The 24,741-nt window shown below is 35.4% G+C and carries 18 protein-coding genes and 1 pseudogene; 12 read left to right on the top strand and 7 right to left on the bottom strand.

All coding sequences use genetic code 11. The annotated features are described in order from the left end of the window. Positions 1-152: 152 nt before the first annotated feature. The 4 genes from ACN1CN_RS07650 to ACN1CN_RS07665 all read right to left on the bottom strand — a co-directional run bounded on the left by ACN1CN_RS07650 (position 153) and on the right by ACN1CN_RS07665 (position 3,307). Positions 153-1,409: a voltage-gated chloride channel family protein gene (locus ACN1CN_RS07650; protein WP_419135222.1), complete on the bottom strand. Its 1,257-nt coding sequence runs from the start codon at positions 1,407-1,409 to the stop codon at positions 153-155. 130 nt (positions 1,410-1,539) lie between these two features. Continuing rightward, entirely contained in the window at positions 1,540-1,923 is a 384-nt protein-coding gene (locus ACN1CN_RS07655) for a RidA family protein (RefSeq protein ID WP_419135223.1), read from the bottom strand. A 165-nt stretch (positions 1,924-2,088) separates the two neighbouring features. Continuing rightward, a complete protein-coding gene (locus ACN1CN_RS07660; protein ID WP_291285127.1) occupies positions 2,089-2,394 on the bottom strand; it encodes a chaperone modulator CbpM in 306 nt (101 codons plus the stop codon). Further along, positions 2,387-3,307, bottom strand: coding sequence for a DnaJ C-terminal domain-containing protein (locus ACN1CN_RS07665; protein WP_419135224.1), 921 nt, complete (start codon positions 3,305-3,307; stop codon positions 2,387-2,389). The genes ACN1CN_RS07660 and ACN1CN_RS07665 overlap by 8 nt, the downstream gene beginning before the upstream one ends. Before the next feature lie 561 nt (positions 3,308-3,868). On the opposite strand from ACN1CN_RS07665, the gene ACN1CN_RS07670 reads away from it, so the two are divergent. Further along, on the top strand, positions 3,869-4,582 hold the full coding sequence (locus ACN1CN_RS07670; RefSeq protein ID WP_419135225.1) for a hypothetical protein: 714 nt from the start codon (positions 3,869-3,871) through the stop codon (positions 4,580-4,582). 89 nt (positions 4,583-4,671) lie between these two features. On the opposite strand, the gene ACN1CN_RS07675 is transcribed toward ACN1CN_RS07670, so the two are convergent. Further along, entirely contained in the window at positions 4,672-5,199 is a 528-nt protein-coding gene (locus ACN1CN_RS07675) for a hypothetical protein (protein WP_264523356.1), read from the bottom strand. A 1,064-nt stretch (positions 5,200-6,263) separates the two neighbouring features. Between ACN1CN_RS07675 and ACN1CN_RS07680 the strand changes: the two genes are divergently transcribed. The 11 genes and pseudogenes from ACN1CN_RS07680 to ACN1CN_RS07730 all read left to right on the top strand — a co-directional run bounded on the left by ACN1CN_RS07680 (position 6,264) and on the right by ACN1CN_RS07730 (position 21,778). Next, complete coding sequence (locus ACN1CN_RS07680) at positions 6,264-8,603, top strand: hypothetical protein (protein WP_419135226.1); 2,340 nt, start codon at positions 6,264-6,266, stop codon at positions 8,601-8,603. Positions 8,604-8,606: 3 nt separating this feature from the next. Next, complete coding sequence (locus tag ACN1CN_RS07685) at positions 8,607-10,331, top strand: hypothetical protein (protein ID WP_419135227.1); 1,725 nt, start codon at positions 8,607-8,609, stop codon at positions 10,329-10,331. Between the two features lie 294 nt (positions 10,332-10,625). Next, positions 10,626-10,868: pseudogene (locus tag ACN1CN_RS07690) on the top strand (hypothetical protein); the annotation flags it as partial. A gap of 682 nt (positions 10,869-11,550) precedes the next feature. Next, a complete protein-coding gene (gene guaA, locus ACN1CN_RS07695; RefSeq protein ID WP_264523357.1) occupies positions 11,551-13,080 on the top strand; it encodes a glutamine-hydrolyzing GMP synthase in 1,530 nt (509 codons plus the stop codon). Between the two features lie 61 nt (positions 13,081-13,141). Further along, positions 13,142-15,061, top strand: coding sequence for a LysM peptidoglycan-binding domain-containing protein (locus ACN1CN_RS07700; RefSeq protein WP_419135228.1), 1,920 nt, complete (start codon positions 13,142-13,144; stop codon positions 15,059-15,061). Positions 15,062-15,155: 94 nt separating this feature from the next. Further along, complete coding sequence (locus ACN1CN_RS07705) at positions 15,156-17,258, top strand: PBP1 and LysM peptidoglycan-binding domain-containing protein (RefSeq protein WP_419135229.1); 2,103 nt, start codon at positions 15,156-15,158, stop codon at positions 17,256-17,258. Then, positions 17,258-17,659: an OsmC family protein gene (locus tag ACN1CN_RS07710; protein WP_264523360.1), complete on the top strand. Its 402-nt coding sequence runs from the start codon at positions 17,258-17,260 to the stop codon at positions 17,657-17,659. The genes ACN1CN_RS07705 and ACN1CN_RS07710 overlap by 1 nt, the downstream gene beginning before the upstream one ends. A gap of 252 nt (positions 17,660-17,911) precedes the next feature. Next, entirely contained in the window at positions 17,912-18,658 is a 747-nt protein-coding gene (locus tag ACN1CN_RS07715; protein ID WP_419135230.1) for a hypothetical protein, read from the top strand. A 43-nt stretch (positions 18,659-18,701) separates the two neighbouring features. Continuing rightward, positions 18,702-19,361, top strand: a complete 660-nt coding sequence (locus tag ACN1CN_RS07720) for a hypothetical protein (protein ID WP_419135231.1) — start codon at positions 18,702-18,704, stop codon at positions 19,359-19,361. Positions 19,362-19,381: 20 nt separating this feature from the next. Further along, complete coding sequence (locus ACN1CN_RS07725) at positions 19,382-19,942, top strand: hypothetical protein (protein WP_419135232.1); 561 nt, start codon at positions 19,382-19,384, stop codon at positions 19,940-19,942. A gap of 12 nt (positions 19,943-19,954) precedes the next feature. Beyond that, positions 19,955-21,778: a hypothetical protein gene (locus tag ACN1CN_RS07730; RefSeq protein ID WP_419135233.1), complete on the top strand. Its 1,824-nt coding sequence runs from the start codon at positions 19,955-19,957 to the stop codon at positions 21,776-21,778. Between the two features lie 221 nt (positions 21,779-21,999). Here the strand turns inward: ACN1CN_RS07730 and ACN1CN_RS07735 are convergent, their stop codons facing one another. Together ACN1CN_RS07735 and ACN1CN_RS07740 are read right to left on the bottom strand one after the other, a co-directional pair. Continuing rightward, complete coding sequence (locus ACN1CN_RS07735) at positions 22,000-23,898, bottom strand: hypothetical protein (protein WP_419135234.1); 1,899 nt, start codon at positions 23,896-23,898, stop codon at positions 22,000-22,002. 3 nt (positions 23,899-23,901) lie between these two features. Next, positions 23,902-24,639, bottom strand: coding sequence for a hypothetical protein (locus ACN1CN_RS07740; RefSeq protein WP_419135235.1), 738 nt, complete (start codon positions 24,637-24,639; stop codon positions 23,902-23,904). Positions 24,640-24,741 lie beyond the last annotated feature (102 nt).

Here is a 24,741-nt window from a genome sequence, read left to right on the forward strand (position 1 = left end):
ATTTTTTTATAAGTTATTTGGGCTGAATTGAAAGTGGAAATTCTAAAACTCCAAACTCCAAACTCCAAATTCCAAATTCCAAATTCCAAGTTTCAAGTTTCAAAGTCAAAGATTGAAAGCCTAAAGCGTACAGCATATAGCCTACAGCCTAACTAAAGATTTTCCAGTTCTTTTCGCTGTAGTTTTTGATACAACTTGTATTTGGCTCCTTTGACAATTTGTGATTTGTAAATTCCAACCGAACCTGATGAAAAATAGGCTATGGTGCAGGCGATCGCGATGAAAATTCCGGGTTGGATGCCAAAAAGCTCCATACCCATAATGGTGCAGGCAACAGGAGTGTGAGTAGCTCCCGAAAATACAGCAACAAACCCCAGGCCAGCTAAGAAAGCAATTGGAAGTGGAATTACTAAAGACAAAGCACTTCCTAAAGTAGCGCCTACAAAGAACAATGGAGTCACTTCTCCTCCTTTAAAACCTGCTCCCAGAGTGAATCCAGTGAAGAGAATTTTAAGCAGGAAGTCGTACCACGGATTAGCGTTTGAAAAAGAATCGACAATGACTGGCACACCTAAACCGGAGAATTTCGTTAGTCCGAAACCTGCAGTGGCAAGGGCCAGAACAATTCCTCCAATAAAAGGGCGGAGTGGGGGATATTTGATGTTTTTTGAAAAAAGAGATCCCCAGAAATGAGTGCTTCTTGAAAAAAGCAAAGCTGCGAAACCGGATAAAATTCCAATTACGATCACATAGAATAAAGTGGTTGTGCTAACCTCAGGAACAACAGGAATGCTGTAATGCGTGTGTTTTACCTGCCAGAATTCGACTGTAAAATATGCAGTATAAGCAACCAAAAAAGACAAGAGCATACTCTTGAAATTGATTTTACTGAAATATAAAACCTCCAACGCGAAAATTGCTCCTGCGAGCGGAGTTCCAAAAACAGAAGCAAAACCGGCACTGATTCCGAGGATGATTAGAATTTTGCGTTCTGCATTATCCAGTTTAAAAAGTTTTGTAAACTGATCGGCGATAGCGCCGCCCATCTGCACAGCAGTTCCTTCACGTCCTGCCGAACCTCCAAATAAATGCGTGAGTAAGGTTCCTAAAAGTACAAGAGGAGCCATTTTAAACGGAATGATTTTTTTGGGATTTTGGTATTCTTCAAGCAATAAATTATTGCCTTTTACGACAGATTCTCCCCAGTAATTGTAACTCAATCCGACTAACAATCCGCCGAAAGGCAAAAGCCAGATCAGCCAGTTGTGCTGAATCCTAAATTGGGTAACCCATTCTAAAGAAACTAAGAAAAATGCCGAAGCAGATCCGGACAGTATGCCTATTAGGACACAAATGAGAATCCATTTGAAAATAGTAAGCAGTGTTTTTTTGAGGTCTTGAAAAGTCATTAATAAACTTAGTTTTTTAGTCCCGAATTCACGAATAAAACGAATTTTGATTTTTTAAATTTAGACAAAAATAATCTTTTTAATTCCTTAACCTATGGTTTAAAAAAATCGTGAATTCGGGACTAAAAAGTTATTGTACAACAGCCGTGAATTCTATTTCAACTAAATATTCCGGCGCAATCAGTTTGCTGATTTCATAAAAACCGGTTGTAGGTTTTATATCTTTAAAAAAGGAAGAGTGTGCTCTGGCTACTTCTTCAAAAGTCGAAATATCGGTGGTGAAAATTCGGGTTCTGATGACATCTTTCATGGCAACATTTAGATCTTCTAAAACTTTTTCAACACGCTCCAGGATGTTATGGGTTTGGGCATAAGCATCATCGGCTTTTACTTTTTCACCATCAACAATAGCCACAGTCCCTGAGACTTCAATGATGTTGCCAATTCTTACAGCACGACAATATCCCATTTTGTCCTCCCAAGGCGATCCTGTTAAGATGTTTTCTCTTTTCATTTTTTTGTTTTTTTTGAATTTGACTCTTTGTTTTTAAGCAAATTCGGGTTCGTTAATAGCATTGCAATTTATGAAATATGCCGATGAAAAAGAGCACGATTGAATTGAAATCATTTCGGGATTCCTTCTTTTTTGTGATATTTTCACTAATTAGTAGCTGTTTTTTTAATCGATTTGATGCTGCTCGTACAACCTGAGTTTGTTTTGGGTTGTCGTAAGATTTTGCTGCAGTGCTTCGATTTTGCTGAGTAAGTTTGCAATGACATCAAGCCCTTCAAGGTTAATTTTCAGGTCGTAATGAAGGCGTATCATTTTTTCGACTGCCGGTAATTGTTCGGGTTGGAAATATTCATCTTCTTCAAACACTATAATTTCGATCAAACCATAGTTGTGCAACTCCGTGATGAAGGTATTTTCAATTTCGTGGTACAAACAAAATTGTTTTATCTGGATTAAGTTTTTACTACTCATGATTTCTTAGTTTAGCTAGTTCTTCGAATAATTCTTTTTCCTTTACAGACAGTTTGGTCGGGATTTTTATGGTGTAGGTAATGTATAAATCGCCAAACTGATTCTCTTTTTTGTACACGGGAAAGCCTTTGCCTTTTAGTTTTACCTTAGTTCCGGGCTGGGTTTCGGCAGGGACTTTTATTTTTACTTTTCCATCAAAAGTGGTCACAAAAACTTCTCCTCCTAAAATTGCAGTGTACAAATCCAGTTCAACATCGGCGTAGAGATTATTGCCTTCGCGTTTGAAATCGGAATTGTTATCGATCAAAAAAGTAATGTACAAATCGCCATTTGGCCCGCCATTCGCGCCGGGAGCACCGTGATTTGGAATTTTGATAATCTGTCCGTTTTCGACCCCGGCCGGGATAGTGATTCGGATATTTTTTCCATTGACGCTTAAATTCTGCTTGTGTGTGGTGTAAGCCGCCGCCAGATCTAGCTGTAATTCGGCGTTAAAATCCTGTCCCCGGTATTTTGCCTGACCTCTGGAACTTCTTCCTGAGGATCCATACATAGAATGGAAGAAATCAGAGAAGTCACTTTCTGAAAAATCTCCTCCGCCAAAATCAGTGTAGCTTTGATTGCCTTGCTGTTGTCTGGAATGTTGCTGCTGATTGGGATCGTAACCAGCTTTTTCGAACTCGTCGGCATGTTTCCAGTCTTTTCCGTACTTGTCGTATTTTTTACGATTCTCCGGATTGCTTAAAACCTCGTTGGCCTCATTGAGTTCTTTGAATTTCCTTTCCGCTTCTTTGTCATTCGGATTCAGATCAGGATGGTATTTTCGCGCCAGTTTCCGGTAAGCCTTTTTGATTTCCGCTTCAGTTGCAGACTTTGTGATTTCTAATACTTTATAATAATCAATATAATCCATGGCTTGAAAATTTAATAAATTAGCTATTTCATCAGGTATTTTAAAGGGGGTAAGAGTATGTTTTATTTGTTGGTTGTCATTATTTTTAACACATAGGGACATAGATTTTCTCACTGAAAAAAAGACGTTTCACTTTAAATAAAACGCAGAGCCTTATGGGAGAGAAATAACTTTCTCTCAGGCATTTTTTTTGCAGAGGGTCATCTGTAGTGCTGCTTTTAAAAAGATTGAAGTTAGGAATAAGTTGTTAATTATCAAAACGATGCTTTTCGAATCTTAAAAAAATAACATTTCAATAGTTTCAGAAGCCCCGATTGATTTGGTATTTGGAGTTTGGAGTTTGGTATTTGGAATTTGGAATTTCAGAATTTGGAATTTGGAATTTGAAATTAATTTTGCTCCAATTTGTGGTTTTTGGCAGGTTTTTTGATTCCAAAAAAATGCATAATATAGTGTTATAAAACTCTTAAAGTTGTAGTGCCTAATGATATTATATTATTTTTGTGATGCAAGACCCTGTTTTATTCCAATTATAAAAGCCGATTCGATAATACCTTTTCAATGAAACACATCCTATTTTTTATATTATTTTTTACTGCTGTCACCGTATCAGCACAAAAGGAATTTGGAACTAAATTCAAGCCTATCGCAGCACCAAAATTTGGGGCAAAACCGAAAAAGACTCCAATTCCGGAAATAAAAGATCCTCAGGGGGAGAATTTGGATATGCCGGGAATTAAAACGCCCAATGTTTTTGACAATACGAGTATTACGCCAAAATCTCAATTTCAGATTGGGGCCGAAAAAAGCAAATTTACGATGTCTACCGAAACTGATTTTGCCAATCCCGGTGATCGTTACGTACCTAAAATGGAGAAGGATTTAGACAAAGCCTTAAGAGATGCCGGTTTAAAAGAAGGACGCGGAATATTGGTAAAAAGAAATATTTCTCTGGGAGATTTTAGAACAAAATCGCAATATTTTATTGTGAAATTCCGTGACTTTGGAGCCATTGATGGCGATTTGGTCAAAGTATCTTCTAATGATAAAGTAATAAAAGATCAGCTGTTTTTGGATTCCAGTTTCAAAGACGTAAAAATCATGCTGACGGATGGCTTCAATAAACTTGATTTTGAAGCACTGAATATTGGTACCTTAGGAGGAAATACCGCCGAAATTCAAGTCTACGACGATAAAGGACAATTGGTAACCAATGATTATTGGGACAATCTCGCCGCAGGATTTAAGGCTTCGATTATTGTGACAAAAGAATAGCTTTTTTAAGTTGCTAAGGGACTAAGCAACTAAGGTTCTAAGTCTTTCAAAACTTAGAACCTTAGTATCTCAGAACCTCAGAACCTTTTCTAAAATGGATCCGCAGTCACTCTAAACTTCATTTCTGCTTTTACGGTTACATCTTTGGTAAGCGTTTCTTTTAAAGTAACTTTTGTTCTGATTTTATATTTATCGGCTTTGATGTATTGATCAAGTCTTGCATCCGTGCAAATTAAATCGATGCTGTTGGTTGAGGCATTAATGTTATCCTGATACGCAAGTTCTATCTCATCAGAATCTGTGGTGGAGATGTACAAATGAACCGATTTTAAAAACGTAAAGGTCTTATCACTTGGATTTGTAATCATTAGTTTTAACGATTTCAACTTAACATCTTTTACTAAGCTTGCCTTCGTTTTATTGTTTTCAAATTCAGCTGATGAATTGGTCGTTACATCCGGAGTAATAATTTCTGAAGGCAAATTGATAGGAGAGGTACTTTTAATCTGAATCGAAGTTTCGTTGGAAATAGTGAACGTCAATAAATCATCAACGGCATCACAAGAGCTTAAAAACAAAGACAGGAAAAGGGAAAGGGCAATTAATTTTGATTTCATAGTTAAATTTTAATGGGGTTTTTCGTTACGTACGAAATAATCTGGTTTTTGGATTTTTTGCGAAGGTACTAAGATACTAAGTTGCTAAGGTACTAAGGTGCTAAGTTTTTTTTTTGGAGGTACTAAGCTGCTAAGGTATTTGGGTGCTAAGTTTATTCTTTTTTAAAGGAGTTAAGTTGCTAAGATATTGAGGCGCTAAGTTTTTCTCTTTTTAAGAATTCAGTAACTTAGAACCTTTAAATAAAAAAATCAAAATTCCATTTTTCAGATTAGAATATGAAAAGTATTTTTATGTAGGCAACACAACGTAATTATGTGTTGTTAATTAAGAGTCGGTAATTAAGAGTTGGTAATTAGGTGTTTAATATTGTTTTAGGTTTTGTTTTTGTCTTTTTTTTATAAAAAACTTTCCAACTTTAGTATTTGTTTATCATAAAAAATAATTATTGTATGAAGTAAAGTATTGTATTTTCAAAGAAAAATAAGGCGGATGAAAAAGGGTGTCTTTTTGTAACTTATGTAGAAGGAAGAGGAAAGATTGTAGAAAAAAAACATAAATGCACATTGTAAAAATATTATTAGTCGAGATGTTAAAAAATTAGACCCAAAAGAATTGTTACTTAAGGATTTTGTAAAGTGGCAATATTTTAAAGATTATAATAAACTCGACCAATGAATAAGTTGCAGTTTGACACATACAAAAGTAGGTTTATGTCTTATTTTAATGCAAAATTAAAAAGGATGGATAAACTTTATAAATTATCTGTTGAAGACATAACAACAAATGTTCCTCGTTTTACTTTTACAAATACGTTATTAGAAATTAATGGAGTTAACGTCAATGATATTAGAATTGTATTGGGACATACTATCTTATTAATTACAAAAATATGTACAGATGGGATTTGATTTTAAAAATCTAATTTGGTAAATATTGAGATAAATTATAAATTTTAGGAGAAGTTAAAAAAATATTCAAGAATTAAAAAAGTAAGTACGAAAATAATTATAATTTTATTGAATATATCTCATATATTTATAAAATATATTTAATCTATTAGAGAATGTCGTCAAAATTAAACTATAAAATTACTAATGTTACTGCATTTGCTGTGCAAGCATTTAAAGATTTAAAGGATAAGCAAGCAAGTAATACTTTAAATAATGCGCGAAAATCTTGTGAAGCAATGTGTCGAGCAATTTTATTACAACAATTTGGCGAGATAAATGGAGACAAAATTATATTAGGAGAAATAGATAAAAATTTAAGACCTATAAATGCTATTAATGGTAAGCATCAACCTCCTTTATTGAATGAACTACTGAAACAAACTAAAAACTTTATTAGTCCTCAAAGTATATATTTTAGATGTCAAGATATTAGGTATGGAGGTAATAATGCATCTCATGACCCTATTAATATTAAGAATGAGGTTTCTAACGAAGATGTGGATTTATGTATCGCTCAATTTAAAGAGATTTTACGTTGGTTTTGGAATTCATATCTTCAAAGAGCTTTTCCTCAGGAAATCGAAAATGCTTTTAATGGTATAATAGGGTTAGAATTTATTGATGGATTTGGAGGTCAGACATGGAATGATTTTTATAATGAGACTAACTTTTTTTCGAAAGACCAAAAATTTATTTTGGTATCACCACCAAAATTAGAGGGTTTGACCGAAAATCAAATGGGTATTTTAGGAAGAATCAATTGGCATTTTATATTTGATTTTGATCCGACTTCTCAGGAGTCGGGTTTATATAAGATTTTAAAAGATGTATATCTAAATAAAGAAATTAAGCCTATTAATATTGAGCAAAATAATCCTAGAGAAAAAAATATTATTAGCAATTCTAATTTTGCTTTAAATTGGTTTTTTGCCAATGGTATTTCTAGTATGCCTAGTACCGTAAGTGCTACTGATCGTGAGTGGCGTCAAGATCTTAAATATCCGCTGTTCATTGATAAATTAATTAAAGAATATTTTAGTAACAAACTTCAGAATGTTATAGTTGTTTTTTTGTGGGATTCAATTACACATATACGACCAATTTTTGAAAAAATTGCAGAAAACTCGAATCCAGGATGGGTAAAGTTTTTGTTAGTTTATGATAATGCTTTAAAATTAGATAGATTAGAAGAGGAGTTTTCACAATATGACGTTAATTTATATAATCTTAAAAATTTAGATATTGTGCATGGGATTAGTACTACTGTTGCAACCAAAAACAATAGTAGCGATAAATTAACTGTACAAATTCCCTCTAGAGGAGATCAAGATCGTGATGTTTATAAGGATATAAACACAGAAAGGTTTTATTTCGAAGAAAAAAACATTGAAATTCTCTATGTAGGAATAGAAAATCAAGATGAAATTGTTCAAGCTGAAGATGTGTTTTATAAAGGTGGTAAGATAACTTGGAAAGATATTTTTGATGAATTAGACGTTAAAAGATTTAAAACTGATGAGTTAGAATTTAAAATTCGAAAACAACTTGAATTAAGCAAAGGCGCTTATGTTGTTGAATTATTTCATAGAGCTGGATCTGGAGGTACAACCTTAGCACGAAATATAGCTTATAAATTTCACGACAAGTACCCAACAATTGTAATTTCAAAATATCAAAGAAATAAAACAAAAGAAGCTATTTTTAAACTTTCAGAAATAACACAAAAACCAATTTTAGCTATTATTGAAGCATATCAAGTAAACTTAAACGATAGAGATGCTTTAGTTAGGGAAGTAAACATAGATAAAAAACATATAGTTATTCTTTATGTAAGGAGGTATTTTAGTGCTATACGTGAAAAAACAGATAATCCTAAACTTGTTACAATCACTGATAACATGGCTGATTTGGCAGAAAGAAAACGATTTGTAAGTAAGTACTCTTCTATATTACCAGAAAATGAAGAAAATGTCAGAAAATTAGAAAATCGCCCTTTAAATGAATGTGAAGTAATTGATTTTTCTTTAGTAAATTATGAAAATGATTTTTCTCAGAAATCACTTGAGGAATATCTCTTGGCTTATTTAAATAAGTTATCTGCGAATCAGTTACAATTTATTGGTTTTACTTGTTTGATTAACTATTATACTCAACAAAGTACATATGAATATTGGGTAGCTAATTTATTTACTAGCAAAAGTCTGACACAGGATTTATTAGGCATTCCTTATGAAGAACGATATATTAAAAAAATACTTATACAGGAATATAATGAAGAAGGTGAGCCTACCGGATACTGGAAGCCAAGATTTGATAGATTTGGCAAAATAATCCTAAAATTAGTATTGGTTGGTCTTAATGTAGAAAAAATAGACACTTGGAAAGATTACTTAGCTCAATGGTCGGTAGATTTTATTTCTATATGCAAAGATAGTACACAAATACTGACTTAGGATTTGCGAATCTTATATAAAAACTTATATTTAAATAGAAATTATGAAGATTTATTAGGTCAAGATGAAGATTTTGAGGACCCAAATACTTCAAGTAAAAAATTCTCTCAAATCATCCAAAATATTGCAAACAAACAAAATCAAATTGCAATATTTCAGACACTTGTTAATAAATATAATGATGAAGCACATTACTATGGCCATTTAGGTAGATTTCTATATGAAACAGCGATCACGGCCAAAGAATTTGAGGATGCAGAAACTGAAATTTTAAACGCCTTAGATTTTGGTGAAAAAGATTATAATCTGTGGCATTTAAAAGGCATGTGTAATCGAAGAAAGATTGAATATTTAATTAGAGAATATGAATATTTAAGCGAAAATAATGAAGTTGAAGATATTATAAAAGAATTAAGCAATATTGCTCAAGAGGCTTTCGCAAAAAGTAGGGAGTATAACGAGCATAATTTACATAGTCATACTTCCGAAATCCAGATGTTAAATAAGGTAATAAATTTCGGAAAACAAATATCTACCTATCAATCAAGTCAAGATTTCCTTTTAGATAAAAATAATAGTTGGTATGAGAATAAGGTTAGTGATATTTTTAATTTATTAGATGAAGCGCAGTATGTAATTGACTTATCTAGAGATGTTGAACAATCTAGAGTTATTTCAAAATCGACAAGCATGATTGAAGCATCTGAGGGGACCTTTTTTAGTGTTTTAGGAAACTTTACCAAGGCAATTAATAAATTTAAGAGGTTATCTGAATTAGGGGATAGACAATCAAGACCTTTCTACGGAAAAATGTACGTTTATTCAACATTAGCCAGCAAAGTAGGAAATGATCCGAGAAAACTTAAAGAAGGATGGAAAAAATTAAGTGATTTTGAATTTCAAACACTAAAAACGACTTTAGAGAGAAGTATAAGAGAGCAACCCGAAAATCCTCACAGTTATAAATTGCTTATTCAAGCAATGCGACACTCAAATGTTTATTTTGGTTTTGAACAAGCATTAGGGCCAGTAAAAACTTGGTATGATAATAGTTTAAATTTTGAAATGTCACATCTGGAAGCATTGTATTACAGGTATGTTTTACATGCTTGTAAAGCAATAGACGAAGGTGAAAGTTTTGGCGATTTTGATGTTACTGAAGCAAAAAAATACATTAATGAATGTAAACAAAAGTCAACAAACGATAAATATAGTTTTGAGTGGTATGGAAATGGAAAGGGAATAAAAAAAATGGTTAATCATGGAGAGCTTGGATCTATGAAGAATGATAAAGGTTTTTTTGAAAAAGTAGAAAAATTAGGAGAGGTACAAGGAACAATCTCAAATATATTTGACAGACAGAGCGGGAAAATAATTTTGGAATGTGGTTTGGAAACATTTTTTGTTCCGGCTAGAGGAGGATTTGAAAAAGGGAAAGATGAAGGTGTAACTAAAGTAAAATTTTATGTTGGTTTTAGATATAATGGACTTACTGCTTGGGAAGTTACAAGGATAAATAGTATAAAGCCTGTATATGTCGAAAGTGAAAAATTTGAAATTGAAGGTTTTGATCAAGATATTGAAGAGGTAGAATCTATTGCAGATATCATAGAATCTGATAAAGAAATTATTAAAATAGAAAATTTAGAACGACCTAAATTGAAAGGCTTAACTTTAATTAATACTATTGATATTTCTCAATTTGATAAATATAAAAAGAAAAAATAGCACTTGTTCCAGACTTTCTGTAAGCTAATTAAATAAGTTTCGTGTTTATTTTAACCTAAGATATTAAAAAAAAGTTTACAAATAATTATTAACTTTAACGATAGACAAAATCCAATATTTCAATAATTTGCTATAAGGAATATGCATAAATATATTACAGACAGTTCTTTGTAATATGTTTTTTTGCCCGTATCTTAGCAAGACAGGTAAAAAAACTAAAAAAGAATAATAAAAAAATATGTCGCTTGCATAAGAGTATCAACCACCAAATAAGAACCTGGTTTAGAGTCTCAATTAAGTATTATTAGTAATTACATAAGTGAAAATGATAAAATATTAAAAGTATTTACTGAAAAGGAAAGAGAACAAAATAATCATAGAATAAATTTAAGTAAAGCAATTACATATACAAAAGATAATGATGTCGTTTTATTGATTTCTAAATTGGATAGCTTAACTAGAAATGTAATGTTCCAACTGCATACAATTTTACTATTCACATATTTGCTACTCTTGCTGAACGTGAAGAAGGAATGATTAGAGAGCTAACGAGAAATACCCTAGGAGTGATAATTCTTTATTTCTCTTTGAACTTTTGAAAGAGGAACTCTTAAGATCAGTTTGATAGTTTTAATATCATATAGTATATTATTGTCTTTTATAAATTTTACCATTCTTTAATTTCTATTATTTTTTTCTGATTTTTTTGTACTCTTTTAAGAGGTTATCGACGTTTTCGTCTTCATCTTGCTCTTCAATTTCGTCATTATAGTTTAAAATATCGTCAATATCATCGACTACTTTTTTATTTGTTTCTTCTTCCGGTTAGTTCTTGGTTTTCTTGATCATATTTTTCAACAATAAAATTAACAAAGTTGGTATGTAAGTGTGTTTTCTTTTTCATATTATAATTTCTTTTTTTGGAATTAAAAACAAATCGATTCAATTCATATATTATATATAAGAATAGGGAAGTGTTTTTTTAAAAGAAACAGTCGAGAGTTTTGCTTCAATATATTGGCAAGTATATACAGTTCTAATGTATGATCTTTAATATTTTAAAACGATTGACTTTAATGAGTCTTCTGTTCTTTTTTACTACCTTTGCATCATTTAAAATAAAAAAAGAGACAATAAGTTTACCACTTTTTGTCCCACTTTAGAAGAAGTCATTTTTATTTATAAATTAGAGAATTACAAACAACTATACCTTTTGCGCATGCAACACAACGTACTTATTTTAGATTTCGGATCGCAATATACTCAGCTTATTGCGCGTAGAGTTCGCGAATTAAATATATTCTGCGAAATTTTCCCTTACAATCACTTTCCTAGTGATTTATCACCTTATAAAGCCGTAATTTTAGGAGGAAGTCCTTTTTCTGTTCGTGCAGAAGATGCTCCACATCCTGATTTATCTCAAATTCGAGGCAAGCTTCCAATGTTGGCAGTTTGTTACGGAGCACAATACTTAGCTCATTTTAGTGGAGGTGAAGTAGCCGCTTCGAATACCAGAGAATATGGTAGAGCGAATTTGTCTTATATTAAAGAGAATGAAGTTTTCTTTAACGGAGTTTCTGAAAACAGCCAGGTTTGGATGAGCCATAGCGATAGTATCAAAGCTTTGCCAACCAATGCTGTGAAATTAGCAAGCACACATGACGTAGAATTTGCCGCTTATAAAATTGAAGGCGAAACGACTTATGCTATTCAGTACCACCCGGAAGTTTTTCACTCGACTGACGGATCAAAAATGCTGAAGAACTTTTTAGTAGATATCGCTGAAGTTCCGCAGAACTTTACACCAAATGCTTTCGTAGAAGAAATGGTGGGAGAGTTAAAAGAGAAATTAGGAAACGATAAAGTAGTTTTAGGATTATCCGGAGGAGTAGATTCAACCGTAGCGGCTGTTTTATTGCACCAGGCAATCGGTAAAAACCTATATTGTATTTTTGTAAATAACGGTTTACTTCGTAAAAACGAATTCCAAAATGTATTGAATCAGTACAAAGGAATGGGATTGAATGTAAAAGGAGTAGATGCCGGAGATCGTTTTCTGTCTGAATTAGCCGGAATCAGTGATCCTGAAACCAAACGTAAAACAATTGGTCGTGTATTTATTGAAGTTTTTGATGATGAATCACACCTAATCGAAGATGTAAAATGGCTGGCACAGGGAACTATTTATCCTGATGTTATCGAGTCAGTTTCGGTAAAAGGACCATCGGCAACCATTAAATCGCACCATAACGTGGGTGGATTGCCGGATTATATGAAATTAAAAATTGTAGAGCCGCTTCGAATGTTGTTCAAAGACGAAGTTCGAAGAGTAGGAGCTACTTTAGGAATAGATCCTGAGTTGTTAGGAAGACATCCTTTCCCGGGACCAGGATTATCCATCAGAATTTTAGGAGATATTACTCCGGAGAAAGTTCAGATTTTACAAGATGTTGACGCTGTTTTTATCGACGGATTAAAATCTTGGGGGTTATATGACAAAGTTTGGCAGGCTGGAGCAATCTTGCTTCCGGTAAACAGTGTTGGTGTAATGGGTGATGAGCGTACTTACGAAAAAGTAGTCGCGCTTAGAGCTGTAGAATCAACAGATGGTATGACGGCTGACTGGGTACATTTGCCTTATGAATTCTTAATGAAAGTGTCAAATGACATCATCAATAAAGTAAAAGGAGTGAATCGTGTTGTTTACGATATCAGCTCAAAACCACCTGCAACAATTGAGTGGGAATAGTATTGTTTTTCCAATTAAGGCGTTACATTTGTAACGCCTTAATTTTTTAAACCTACTATTTATGAGAGAATTTTTAACGTTTTCTCTTGTCTTTGTTTTGTCTTTTAACAAAATAACTGCGCAAGATTCATTTATTGAGCATAAAATTCAAAAAGGAGAAACCGCCTATTTTATTGCCCAAAAGTACAAGGTTTCTGTCGAAGAGATTTACAAATTCAACCCCGAATCACAGAGTGGAATCAAAGACAATCAGATTATTAAGATTCCTGTTCACCCGGTTGAGGAAACAAACCCCGCTCCCCAAATTACCCACATTGTTGGCGCAAAAGAAACCCTTTTTGGTTTATCGAAACAGTACAACGTTTCGGTTGAATCCCTTCAAAATGCCAATCAGGCGATTCTTGCCAACGGACTTCAGATTGGTCAGGAATTGGTTATTCCGCAAGGACCTGCAACCCTTTCCAAAAATGAAAGCACCACTTCTTCCAAAGTAAACCATCAGGTTGTCGCTAAGGAATCTTTATTCAGTATTGCCAGACAATACAATGTTTCCGTGCTGGATTTAGAAAATTTAAACAAAAACCTTCTTCAAAACGGATTGCAAATAGGACAGTCTATTGCGATTCCGAACAAACGAAAAACACTGGACGGACGAGTTCGTGTCATCAATCAGGAAACTGTTTTTCATGTGGTAGAACCCAAAGAAACCAAGTTTTCGATTGCTAAAAAATACGGAATTTCGATTGATCAGCTGGAATCTCAAAATCCTGAAACGGTAAACGGACTGATTGTAGGGAACAAGCTGGCGATCAATACCAAAGGAGTACAACCGGCAAACGAAAGCGAAGAGTTGATGCTGGCGCTGGCTGAAAAGCAGGTCGTGGTCGAAAAAACAAAAGCCAAAACGGTTGAACTCGAAGATTTGAAAGACCGATTGGTGGTTCAGAAAGAAATGAATCAGAAAATCATAAAAATTAACGATCTGAAAGTGAATCTGAACGACATGAACGGCTCCAAAGAAAATTCGGTTGAAAAGCTGCGATTGGTATTGGAAGCCAATAAAAATGTTCAGGATATTTTAATGGCAAAACTGGATTCACTGGTCAATGCAATGAGTAACGATCTGGTCGATTTGAAGAGAATGGATGTTTTAAATGTCGACGAATCAAAAAGACTCGAAAAACGATCGTATGAAAGCATCGGAAAAACCAATGAATTGTCGTCTCAGTTGAAGAAAGAACTCGCCGAGAACCGAAAAGCATATGCCGGTTTAATGAATAAGGTGGAGAAAATTGCTGTCGAGGAAAACCAGGAATACAAGAAGAAAATCCGCGAAAGCGAAAAAAATAACAACTCAACTTCGCTGCAGCAACGTCTTTCGCTGGAAGAAATAAAGCGTTACAAAATAGAGCAGGAGCAGGGGGATGCCCAAAATCAACTTTTGATTGCTAAAATCGATTCGCTGGACAGTCAGAAAAAGATCGAAGTAAAAAGACACATTAGCAAAGCGTCCTATTACAGTATGGAAGCCCGAAAGTTTGATGACAAGGTAGCCTTGGTCAAACTCAAAAAGTATCAGGATCAGGCGATTAAAAATCAGAAAAAAAACGGTGCAACTGCAGATGCGAAGATCGTTTCGTCAGAAGAAATGAAGCGCGAGTTAAAGGAAAATCCGCTTAGAAAAGACAAAACGGTAAAGGTTGAAGTTTTTGATAATCTTAAAGAAGTTTCAAACGGCTATTACTTAGTTTTAGGTATATTTACAGACGCAACGCTAAGAGACAGGTTCATTATGAAACTCATTGATTCGGGCGATTTTAACGCCAGTTTCTTCTTTAATATCAACAGTCTTTCGTACTATGTATACTCCGATAAGTATCAAAATATGGAAGAAGTTTTGTATCAATGCAAGAAAAAGGAGGAAGAGGAGTTATATAAAGAGGTTGTTATTGCTAAGGTCGAGATTGATCTTAGAGAATAAGCAGTGCAGAAATAATAAGTGGCAGGAATCTTGCTTTAAAGAGAATTTTGTAACTTGTTATTGAAATTGAAATTAAATTGTTTTAAGCTTTATTATGAAATATTATTCAACATTATTGTCTCTGATTTTTTTTGCAACCAGTTCCGCATTTTCACAAGAAAAAGTGGTGAAGTATACGGTTTCAGGCGGAGAAACTATTAATCAGATTGCCGTAAAATTTAAGGTTACGCCTTATGATATTTATTCACTAAATCCGGATGCCAGAAATGGTGTTAAACCGAATACGGTTTTATTGATTCCAACCTCCGGTACTAAAGCGGCGGTTAAAACTGAGGTTGCTGCAGCGAAGAGCTCTAGCCCGGGAAAAGCAACTACGCATGAAGTACAGCCCAAAGAAACTTTATTTGGCATTGAGAAAAAATATAATGTTTCGGATGAAGCTTTAAAAGCAGCCAATCCATTTTTGGTAAAAGACGGTTTGCAAATTGGACAGACTCTTGTGATACCGTCAAAAGGAAGTGTGGTAAAAGCAGCAGCTCTGACTCCTGCCAAAACGAAATCGGCAGCTCCTGAAAAATATGTTTATCATGATGTGGTGGCCAAAGAAACTAAGTTTTCGATCGCCAAACAATTCGGAATGACAATTGAAGAATTGGAAAAACGCAATCCTGAGATTGTTTCCAATTTACCGGTTGGGTATCGTTTGACTATAAAAGGAACGGCTCCTAAAACGGAGGCTTCGGCTCAGCCTGCGACTCATGTTGCTAAACCGGCAGAAGTTAAAAAAGCGGCAGAACCTGCGAAAAAAGCAGTTTCTTATATGGACTATCAGGTAAAGCCAAAAGAAACTTTTTATAGTTTAACACACACTTTTCATATTACTCAGGAAGAGTTAACGGCTTTGAATCCGGCACTTTCGGAAGGAGTTAAAGAAGGAATGGTTTTAAAAGTTCCGGCAGGATATTTAGCGCCAACACCTATTGTTCTACAGGAAAAACAGGAACAGCCACAGCAAACAATTGAAAAAGCAGTCGAAAATAAAAGCACAGGAGGCATACAAATTATAGACAAAGTAAAATCGGAAACCGTTTCTGTAAATCCTGAAGTGGTTGAGCTGACTAAAAAACGCGGACAAACAGAACGTCAAAAACTGGTTTTATTGTTGCCGTTTAATTTGGCTAAAATGCAAAACGATACCACCAGTTCGGCTACCAGAATTAAAAATGATAAATTCCTGAACATGACTCTTGATTTTTATTCGGGAGCGTTGATGGCAATCGATTCTGCGAGAACTTTAAAATTGCCGATAGATGTTGCCATTTATGATTCTCAGGAAACCAAAAACAGTTCCAATGTTTCGGGTTTAATAGCGCAAAACAAATTACAGGATGCCAATGCTGTAGTGGGACCTTTTTATCAGAGTAATGCCGAATCTACGGCCAATACCTTGCGTTTGTATAATATTCCGGTGATTTCGCCATTGTCAAAAGATAAAGCCAACCCGATTGATAATTTGTATCAGACCATTCCGTCAAACGATATGGTTAGAAATGCGATGTTTGAGTACATGCGCGGCAAAAATGGAAACATCGTTGCGGTGGTCGATAAAAAGAAAGAATCGGTTATCAGTTACATCAAGCAAAACCAAAAAGGAGTTGTGTTTGCCAGTCTGACCGAAACCGGAGCTTTGGATGTGGCCAATTTAAAAAGCTTATTATTGCCTAACCGAGTGAACTATGTGGTAATGGAAACCGCCAATACAGCCATGGTTAGAACCACTATAAAAGCGTTGTTGGATGCTCAAAAAACCTGTCAGGTACAATTGGTGGTTTTAGAGCCAAACAGTACGCTGGACTCAGATGAAATTAGTTTTGACAGTTTGATAAAACTAAAATTGATGTATCCGTCTGTTACGCGTGACAGCGACGAACCGTCGGTTTTGATTTTTGAGAAAGAATATCGATTGAAAAATAAAGTAAATCCAAATACCTACGCTACCAGAGGGTTTGACGTTACTTTTGATACCATGATGCGTTTGGTTCAGGGAAAAACCTATCAGGAAACAGCCGATTTAATGACAACCGAACAAGTTGACAATAAATTTCAATTTTATAAAAAAGAAGATGGAGGGCACGCCAACAAAGGGGTCTACATCTTATATTACGATAATGATTTAACTTTAAAAGTAGCAAATTAATGACATCAAAAGTAACCTATTTAGGCGATTTAAGAACAAAATCAATCCATGTGCAATCGGGAAGTGAAATCATTTCGGATGCACCGGTAGACAATAACGGAAAAGGAGAAGCTTTTTCTCCAACAGATACAGTTGCCAATGCCTTAGCCAGTTGTATGATGACGATTATGGGGATTAAAGCCCGTGATTTGAACGTCAATTTAATCGACTCAACTGCCGAGGTAACCAAAATAATGAATGCAGAACCAAGACGTATCGGAGCCATTGAAATTGTTTTTGAAATGAAAGGGGATGCCGATGAAAAAAGCAAAACGATTTTGGAACGTGCGGCAATGACCTGCCCTGTATTTTTAAGTTTAAACACTGAAATAGAAAAGAATATTACTTTTAACTGGAAGTAGTTTGAAGCGGTAAAACCGAAAGATATTTACATGTATTGCCCTCAAATAGTCAGACACTATTTGGGGGCTTTTTTTATGGAAAAAAGCGAACTGCAACTTCAAACCCAAATGCGTAAAGTTGATAGCTGATCAGTACTGCTAAACCATTTATGAACTATTGAGATACACATATATCAATGTAGCTGGCGCTTATTAATTTGACGAAAATCCAATCTGTTTTTTGCAGTACACTTGTATAAGATTTAGGTGAATTTGAAGAAATTACTTAATGCAAAATCAAACAAGATTAGTCGAAAAATACTATTTATTCCCATTTTACTACTGTTATGTAATCTCTCCTATAGTCAGGTAGGAATCGGAAATTCTAATCCCGATAATTCGGCAATGCTTGATATCGTTTCAGCAAATAGAGGGCTTCTTATTCCAAGAATTGCATTAGTGGGAAGCAAAGATTTAACTACCATTAAAAGCGGTAATGTGGAAAGTTTATTAGTCTACAACACCGCAACAGCTGCAGATATTACACCCGGATATTATTACTGGTCCAATAACAAATGGAACAGAATAGCGATCACAGGTGATAATTTGTCAGTAGCAGCCGAGAACGGTCTGACCATGTCTAACGGAAAACTACAATTAGGAGGTGCATTACAAATCTCCACTACACTCACAACCACAGCATCAAATACATTGGCCCTAAAGGGTTTGGAAACCGGAGATTTAAAAACCGACGAATTTGTAGTCGTAGATAAAACGAAAGGAACGCTGAAAAAAGTGGCAACAAATTCTTTTGTTCAGGAAAAACAGGAATTGTTTATCGCCAAAGACGGTCAGGCAGAATTTACACCGGTATCGCCCATTTCGGATCCCGAAAAAGTAAACGTCTATCGAAATGGCATTAGAGTAGATTTTTCGATCGTAAAACCCGGTACTATAAAATTAGAGCCCAGTGCTGTTTGTTATCAAAACGATGAAGTACGAATTGTACTGATTTATTAATACAAAACCTTAAACTTTAAATCAATAATTAAAACAGAAGAAAATGAAAACAAAATTATTTAAATGCGCGCTTTTTACGGTATTTATGCTTGGAATTAACGCCCTAAATGCACAATCGACTAAAGATGTAGTCAAAGGAGCCAAAGCGATTAAAGTGGTGGATAATAAAGGTACCATAAAGTATTTTCAATCCAATAACGGTATTTCACAAATTGTAAATACAACTGGCGATGTTACGACCACCACCTGGCAATTAGGAGGACAGCTGACGGATAATACGTATATAGACGTTAACGGAAAAGTATTTGCTTTGGATGGTATTGCTTTAGAAACAGGCGCCGCATCTACAAATGCCACTACAACATCCATCCATGGCGGAACAGGTACAGGCTGGACTTTGTTAGTAAGAGACGAAGCCACAGGGGCTACCAAAAAAATGGCAGCCGACAATTTAGTGAGCGGAATCAGAGTAGAGTATACACAAGCAGCCAATGCCGCCGCGAATGTAGACGTCGCTGTAGTGGGTTTACCAGCTTTGACAGCCGGAACTACAGATGCCAAATTATTTGTTTTTAGAAACGGTATTAAATTAAGATCAGGGACAGATTTTACGGCAACAGCAGGTACCGTTAGCATTAAGTATAGTGCAGCCGACTTGCCAATGTATGCTGGTGATGTTATTGAAGTTCAATATATTAGATAACTTTTTTATAAAATTTAAATATGTCTCTTAAATGCAATGTTTTGATGGTTTTTCTTGCAGTCGTCTGTAATTTAGGTTATGCGCAAACTGCCAAAGTAGTTGACAATAAGGGAACTTTGGTCACTATAGAGCAGGGAATAGGAAACCTTGCCGAACTCTATATTGGCAGCCCATCTACTTCGCAGACACTTGCGGGTGCCTTTTCAGACATTGTTTTTAGTGATTCCGGAATTGTTGATACTTCAGACTTCTCTGTAAATGGAACTTCTGTCACCATTAAAAAAATCGGTCGTTATGAAATAACCTACAGAGTAAGTACAGATGCCAATAACAATGAAAGATCGGGAGGAGAATTCTACTTAGAGGTTGCGGGTACAGAATCACCCGGTACAAGAGCCTATACCTATGCCAGAAATAGTGTTGTGGATAAAAACACCGTTTCGGTGACTAAAACAATAGTAACAACAACAGCCTCTACTGTAATTAAGGTAAAAGGGCGTACCTACGCTTCGACAGCTGCTGTTTTAGCCTTAACGATGGTCAATAACGGATCGTCCTTACTTGTAAAAAGAATCAAATAGATTGAAGAAAAAATGAAGATTAAATTTCTATTTTTAATAGTACTCATCAGTACCATTGCCCGTTCGCAAATTAGTACCACTTCGGCATTGGCTCCAACGATTACCAATGCCGGACTGGGTGATTTGTATCTCACCTCCGATACCAAACAATTGTATATTGGCCTGAGCAATGGAACCCTTTCTTTGATCGGAAATGAAGGTGATTGGAGCTTAAACGGCAATTCAAATGCATCCGCCACTAGTTTTTTAGGAACGACCACGGATACAAAATTAAGTCTGGCCTCTAATAACACTTCTATTTTTGAATTGGGAAAGCGGGGTACTTTGGGGGTAACAAATTTTGATATAGATCAAAATCAATACATGGCTTACCTTAGAGGCGGCAACGGAGTCTCGGCTTTGCAATTTGAAATTCCCGTAACGAACGGTCATAATTCTGTGCTTTCTACGACCAAAGATGGAAATTTCAGGTTGAAAGGAAGCGCTGCAGGCGCTAATGATTTTTTTCAAATAGGTGGTACAGGTACCAGTGATGATGGTTCTTTAGAAATTGTTACCGGAGACAATGGTGATGAACCTATTGTATTTAAAAAGAACCATTATATTGATGGTACATCCGAGATGATGCGCATCCAAGGGCAGGGAAGTGGTGCAACCAGTACCACTAGAGTAGGTATAATGACCAATGGAGCGGTGGCCAATTCTGTTTTGCAGGTTGGCGGGTCGGTTTCTTTACCTATTAGGACAGTAACAGCCGGTACCACTTTAACCGAGAACGATTATACCCTTATTGTAAAACCCGGAACTTATACGGGTACAGCGATCACATTTCCCGCAGCTAATACGTGTAAGGGAAGAATTTATGTCATTAGAAATACTTCGGGTTCTAATTTAAAAGCGACTCCATTTTTGGACATAACCGGAGCTAGTTATGATGTTGTATTTTATAACGCAGCTACTACTTTTCAAAGTGATGGTTCAAATTGGTATCAAATCGGAAATGAAAATGGTTGGGGCTTAAATGGCAATTCAAATGCAACAGCCACCAGTTTATTAGGAACGACCACTGATACCAAAGTAGCCCTGGCCTCTAATAACACTTCGATTCTTGAATTAGGAAAACGAGGTACATTGGGGTTAGTGGATTCAGCACGTCCGGAGGCCTCCAATGCAGATCAATACATGGCTTACCTGAAGGGCAACGGAGTCTCGGCGTTACAATTTGAATCTTCCGCAGCTCCCTCTTGGAAACCTGTACTTTATACGACCACAGATGGAAATTTTAGGATCAAAGGAGCTGCTGCTGCAGGTGTTGGCTATAGTGATTATTTTGAAATGGGATCGGCAGGTACCGCTAATAATGGTTCTTTAGAATTTATTACCGGAGACGATGGGAATGAACCTATTGTATTTAAAAAGATGCATTTTACTGATGGTATAAAAGAGATGATGCGCATAGAAGGGTACGGAGTTGGTGCAAACAGTACTTCTAGAGTTGGTATAATGACAAACGGAGTAACTGCCAATTCGGTTTTGCAGGTTGGAGGATCGCTTTCTTTACCCATAAGAGCAGTAACCGCCAGTACCACTTTAACCGAGAACGATTACACCCTTATTCTAAAATCTGGAACTTATACGGGTACAGGGGTCACATTACCTTACGCGAATACGTGTAAGGGAAGGATTTATATCCTTAAAAATATATCGGGTGCTAATATAAGCATAAGTACATTTTATAACAGAACAGGAGCGGGTTCTGCTGTTTTAATAAATGGTAGAATTTATAGTATTCAAAGTGATGGTACCGATTTTCATCAAATAAGTGATGATTATTAGGTTTTATGAGTACACAGTAATCTAACGCCTGATGGAATTGTTACTGATAAGAATCTCAAAATATTTTTCAGTTGAAGTACTGAAATAGAAAAGTATAATCGCAAAAATGAAATGTACCGTTTTTTTTTATAAAATGTACATTCTCTGAGCAAAAACACAAAAGCCTGTACGTCATTCGTACAGGCTTTTGTGTTACTGTTTAAACACTATTTAACCAACATTTAAATTATGAAGTTCTGAACACCATTTGATTTTACATTGATTTTATCGAATTGAGCCGCTAAAACCTGCGTGTTAGACGCATTTATCAGTTGGCTTCCATTTCCTTTTACAGTTACTGTGTTTGCCGAAGAATCAGTTTTGATAACTGTAACCTCGTAACCGTTACTGCTTAGGGCTGTAGGTAGAGTAATTGTAATAGCTGCGGTAGTAGCATCTGCGAAGATTAACAGGCAGTTATTGTTTGGAAAATCATTTAACACAATTGTGTAATCTGCCGTTTTGGTCAAATAGTTATTCTTTTTCGCATTCAAATTCAGAGCTGACTTATCAGTGTTGTTGTTGATTGAGCCATACGAGCCGTTTCCATTGTTAAAAGCCGAATCCGCAAATAAGATAGTCTTGTCTGTAAAATTATTGTACTTAAACTTTAACAATTGTACTGGCGCTGCTGTGTCAAAACTGCTTTTTTCACCATTTAAGTAAACATATCCATCTTTAGAAATTGTGTTATCGTCTGTAACGGATGTTGGCAATGCTACACTTTCCTCAGTTGCTAACGTTTGGCAGTCCAATCTAACCAATGATTTACCATATATGGTTGTTATTAGTAGTTTGTTGTTAAATGTTCCTAGCCAGTGTGGCACAGCGAACGAACCACCACCAACTATTGTATTAATCGTTATACTGGTGCGTTCTCTCTTAAGATTTCCCTGTAGATCATAAACCCTAATGGAAATATTAGTCGCATTCATAAAAAACGGGATGTACAATTCGTCATTGTATATGAGAAAAGGAATACCCGGAGCAGTTCTGTAACTTGTACTACTCGTTTGTGAAAATACCTGGCGATAACGTGTCAAATCATCCGAAATCTCAATAAATTTTGATGGTTGATAATAGGCGGTTGCCACCAAAATGTAAAGTTTATCTTTGTAACCAACAATATCACTAGTAAGACCGTCAAAATCTGCTGTTGCTGGCATGGTCAGCGTTCTAACATCTGTAAAGTCATAAGGATTTATTTTTGTTATTTTGGTCACCGTTGTAATTGTTGCTGTGTAGAGAAATCCGTTGTGAAATATTAATCCGTGAATTTGTCCGGAAAGTTCGATAGCGTTAGATTTCTCCCATACAAGTATATTATCTCTCAACCTGCAATTCACGAGGCGCATTATAAAAGTTGTCAAGCTACCATCTGGTGAGTAATTCCCAACAATAAACAAATCATTACCATTTCGAACTATTTCGTTTGTGTTTACGATAGTGGTTGTCGGAAGAACAGGCTGCAAATCTACTTCGCGAAATTGATCCGAAAAATATAAAAGCTTAGAACTTGCAATTAAAGTGGTGACATAAAACCCTTCAGGAATTGGTCGTGCCTCCAAATCGAGTAAACGATTATTGATTACTTTTCCCATTTCGGCGGTTAAAGCTTTCAATGTACCACCTGTAACCAAGTCATTGACCAATAAAGTATCAAGATTGGTTTGTATAGATTTAATGTAATCAACGATTTCCTGTAACTGATCCAAATTAACATCATTGGAAGAAAGAAGGCTGTTAATGGCGTTTATTTGCCCCTGAATGCTACTTGTGGCATCAAGATAGTTTGCCGCTTTAAATACTGCCAGTAACGCATTTACACTCTCATTGAAATTTGAAATAGTATTGCTGAGCTGTGTACCGGTGTGTGAGGCTCTGTCCTTTGCTTGTACTAAACTATTTTGAACCCAATCCAAATCTGCCTTATCATCCAGTATCTCCTGTAAATTCTCGATTTTATTAGCCGGAATCTTTTCTTCTTTCCACCATATAGAATCGAAAAACTGATAGAACTGGGATTCGGTAGGCTTGTAGCCCGTCTTAAACCATTGTTTTACTGTTTCTTTAAGTGCCATTTTTTATAAAGGTATTAATGCATAATGGAGCCATAATTTTTGAAATCGTCCGCCTGCTTGTTCGGTAAGTACAAGCTTAAAAGAAGTTCTGGTATGTTCTCGCGTTTGAAAGTAAACATTAGCGTCCTGAGTAAAGTCACTATTAGTTCCGACTAAACCGCCACTTACTATGTAATCAGCGGTACCAACATCAGAAAAAGTCACAGTCAGCAAATCTTCATCAAAGACATCACCAATGTCATATTTATCTTTGTGTAAAAAAGGATTCGAAATATTTGGTTTATTCTTAATGTAACTATTACTGCCGTTGTTTGCCTCATTCCAATCCGCTTGCACATTTTTTTGAGCCCCCATTTCAATAGTAGCCATTTTTGTTGCAACAATCGTGAAAGCATTAGCCAGAGAATCAAACGCAGCCTGATCCGCTTTTCCTGCAAGTCCCGTGGCTATATCTTTAGTTGGATAACCTGGTTTAAAATCTGACCAATTCATTGCGTCTATACCCGTTCCAAAAGTCACATAATTAGTCTTAACGGCAGGGTAAGAGTTGTTGTTTTTATAAACTAAATTGGTCGTTTCCTCTTTAATAATCACTTTCGTTTGCGCTAAACCCCCTCGAAATTCGTACATTTCACCATTAACATAAACAACTCCGTTACTTACATCAGAACCGGTAGTGATACAACCCGAAATAATTGTTTTATCCCCAACAATATTGGAAAAACCGGTCAATTTGACCACCTAATTCCGGAGTAAATTGACCACCCGTTCCGGAGCAAACTGACCACCTGATTCCGGAGCAAATTGACCACCAGGTTTTGTGGTTAATTAACGATTAAAAAC

Source organism: Flavobacterium sp. T12S277, from assembly GCF_048514875.1.
GTDB lineage: Bacteria > Bacteroidota > Bacteroidia > Flavobacteriales > Flavobacteriaceae > Flavobacterium.